The 2,845-nt window shown below is 52.5% G+C and carries 4 protein-coding genes and 1 tRNA gene; 3 read left to right on the top strand and 2 right to left on the bottom strand.

Translation table 11 applies throughout. The features are described from left to right. The 3 genes from IJN28_07350 to IJN28_07340 all read left to right on the top strand — a co-directional run. Window positions 1-208: hypothetical protein (locus IJN28_07350; protein MBQ6713582.1), on the top strand; the 208-nt coding region annotated here is incomplete at its 5' end. 11 nt (window positions 209-219) lie between these two features. Beyond that, on the top strand, window positions 220-957 hold the full coding sequence (locus IJN28_07345; protein ID MBQ6713581.1) for a DUF169 domain-containing protein: 738 nt from the start codon (window positions 220-222) through the stop codon (window positions 955-957). A 147-nt stretch (window positions 958-1,104) separates the two neighbouring features. Next, window positions 1,105-1,181 (top strand) — tRNA-Arg (locus tag IJN28_07340). A gap of 88 nt (window positions 1,182-1,269) precedes the next feature. Here IJN28_07340 and IJN28_07335 read toward each other — a convergent pair. Beyond that, entirely contained in the window at window positions 1,270-1,887 is a 618-nt protein-coding gene (locus IJN28_07335; protein ID MBQ6713580.1) for a flavodoxin family protein, read from the bottom strand. 94 nt (window positions 1,888-1,981) lie between these two features. Continuing rightward, a complete protein-coding gene (locus tag IJN28_07330; GenBank protein ID MBQ6713579.1) occupies window positions 1,982-2,737 on the bottom strand; it encodes a hypothetical protein in 756 nt (251 codons plus the stop codon). Between the last annotated feature and the right edge of the window lie 108 nt (window positions 2,738-2,845).

Below are 2,845 nucleotides of genomic sequence, written 5' to 3'. Positions count from 1 at the left end.
TCCTATCGATAAGGCAAGGATACAGATCGTAGAGCATTTCGAGGATTTCAAAGTAAAGATCGTAAAATGGGGAGCAGATTATCGGATAAGGATCGTTGACCGTCATCCGTTTTCCCATGGAGAATGGCAGATCGTTGAATATTTTCCCGATTATAAGATCAAATTCGTAGAATGGGGCGAAGATTTCACGGTAGAGTTCATCAACTAGGAGGGATTTCTATGAAGAGCAAACTGTCAGACATCTTGAAACTGAGGTATCAGCCGATCGCGATCTATTTCACGAATGACAAGCCCGATGGTGCGATCACGCTGCCCGAGGGGAAATGGGCATGCGTGATGGCGATGGTGACGGCATCGATGAAGGGCAGGACGGTCGCGCTCGCACGGAGGAATGTTACGTGCTGGGGCGGCGGTGTCGGTATGTGTTTCGGCGATTGGTATCCGAATTTCCCCGGTGGGATAGAGTATTTCCTCTCGACGGGTCGCGGTGAGGGCTACCGTGCGGGTGAGCGGTACAAGAAGTCGCCCGAGCTGGCGAAGTCGTTCGTCGATGCGCTTCCGATGACGGATGTGGAGGCGGAGTATGTCGTGATGCGTCCGCTCCATGAAGTGCCTGCGGATGTTGTGCCTGATATCGTGGTGATGTATGCGAACTGCGATCAGCTGTCTGCGCTTGTCGTCTTAGCCAACTATGACCGCGAAGGCGGAGAGAATGTCGTGATGCCGTTCTCGGCAGGCTGTCAGAGCGTGTGCCTTTTGCCGTATGCGGAATCGAAAAAGGATCTGCCGCGTGCTGTTGTCGGTTCGGTCGATATCAGCGCACGTCCGCTCCTTGATAAAGACCTTCTCTCGTTTGCGGTGCCGTATAGACGGTTCTTGGAGATGGAGCAAAACGCAGACGAGTGCTTCTTCACTGCCGAAGCATGGGCGCGTGTGGCTCCTCGTCTGGGCGACTGACCCTGCTATATGAGCGGTATTGTGCGTGGACGCTGATACGGTGACGATAGGGAGTGTCTGCGCTCGACGACAGATGAGAAAATATACAAATGGAAAAATAAGCCAATCTTTACAACGGCTATGGGATTTGGTACAATGGTTTTGTACGCGCCCGTAGCTCAGGTGGATAGAGCAGCAGTTTCCTAAACTGCGTGCCGATGGTTCGAATCCATTCGGGCGCACCATATGATGACAAAGCCCCTCTATAGAAGAGGGGCTTTTGGTTTGCAGGCAGAAAAAAAGAGCGATCCGTTTGGGTCGCTCTTTTTCGTATCATCGGATAAAGTTCGTTACGATGCGTTCTTCTTTTGCAGGGAGGCCGTAGGTTTCTTTGCCGAGGGCGATGCTTTTCATCAGGAAGGACATATTGCGTGCGAGGGTGCGCATCATGTAGAGGCCTTCGCCGTCTTGTTTTGCGTCATCTGCGTTCATGCCGTGGATGCCGTTCCAGTAACAGCCTGCGGCGATGGGCATACCGCTGATGGCGAAGTATTTGTTGAGTTGGTCGAAGGTGGCGGTCAGACCTCCGCGGCGTGCGGCGGCGACTGCGGCACCGACTTTCATCGTTTTGTCGAACGGCGTGCTGAAGAAGAGGCGGGTGAGGAGTGCGTCGAGGGTGGCGTTGGCGGAGGCGTAGTAGACGGGAGTGCCGACGACGAGGCCGTCTGCGTCTGCGAACTTGTCTGCGATGCTGTTGACGATATCGCTAAATACGCATTTGCCTGTCTGATGGCAGGTGCGACAGTCGATACAGCCGCGGATGGCTTCTTTGCCGACGTGGATGAGTTCTGTTTCGATGCCTTGCTCGGCGAATACGGTTTCCATCTCATGGAGTGCCGTGAAGGTGTTTCCGTTTTCGTGGGGACTGCCGTTTAAGATCAATACTTTCATTGTGGTTCCTCCTTATATGGTCATAGGATCGGTCTTTTCGCGGGCGGGGCGTATGTTGCTTTACGGTATCTCGCTTGTTCTTCGGAGCGTATCTTTATAAGTGTTCTTCATCCGAGTAGACGAGCCTGCTCCAGTTGGCGAGCTCGTGTGCAGTATAGTGCTGCGGCGTGATCGTCATATTGATATCTTTGCCGTCGCGCCGAATTGTCAGCGGAAGGGGTTTGGTGGTAAGGCAGTGCTTCATATACGTGTAGAGAAGTTCATATTCGCTCGCATCTCGGACGGCGCGTCCTGCGAAACGGGTGACGGTGTCACTTGTCGTGATGCCTGCCTGCTCACAAGGGGAAACGGGGAGGACTTCGGATATGGTGAGTATGTCACCCTCTTTGTCGCCGAGGATGAGGCCGTAGAGATAGTAGCCGTCGAATTTCATGCGGAGCTTCGATAGGCTCTCTATGGTACTGATGATGCGTGTTTCGGCGAACGAACGACGTTTGTCATGGTAGTCGCCGAGCCGTTTTGCGGTGAGCGGGAATGATTGAGAACCGCATACTGTTTGTACTTCGTATGTGACGCGTGTGCCGTCGTTTTGCGGATAGAAGCGATAGAGAAGGCGCAGGTATGCGCTCTCGCCCCACAGTGAGGCAAAATAATCACTGTCTGCCTTCACATGTATATCAAGGAGCGTGTCGCTTTTTTCGCGTACGAACATGTTGCGCTCTTTTGCCTCTTCGAGTAAAAATGACTGCACTTCTTGTGTGGTCACGTTTGGTATGATGACTTCTTCTGCGCAGTAAGCTGTCGGCAGACAGATAAGCAGAAAGAGCAGTGAGAGGAGATATCGTTTCATAAGAGTCACGCTTTCTTTCAAGATAGTCTTGTTATGTCAATTCGGTATCGGGCGGAGAAGTCCTTGCGTGATATGTGAAAATATCTTGTGCGGATCGAAACCGCTATG

The organism is Selenomonadales bacterium (assembly GCA_017442105.1).
Lineage (GTDB): Bacteria > Bacillota > Negativicutes > RGIG982 > RGIG982 > RGIG982.
This window is presented reverse-complemented; position numbering and strand designations above follow the sequence as displayed.

Excerpts from the sequence above, each read along its gene's own strand:
- IJN28_07330 (MBQ6713579.1), bottom strand. The coding sequence starts at position 2,737 with ATGAAACGATATCTCCTCTCACTGCTCTTTCTGCTTATCTGTCTGCCG.
- IJN28_07335 (MBQ6713580.1), bottom strand. The coding sequence starts at position 1,887 with ATGAAAGTATTGATCTTAAACGGCAGTCCCCACGAAAACGGAAACACC.
- IJN28_07345 (MBQ6713581.1), top strand. The coding sequence starts at position 220 with ATGAAGAGCAAACTGTCAGACATCTTGAAACTGAGGTATCAGCCGATC.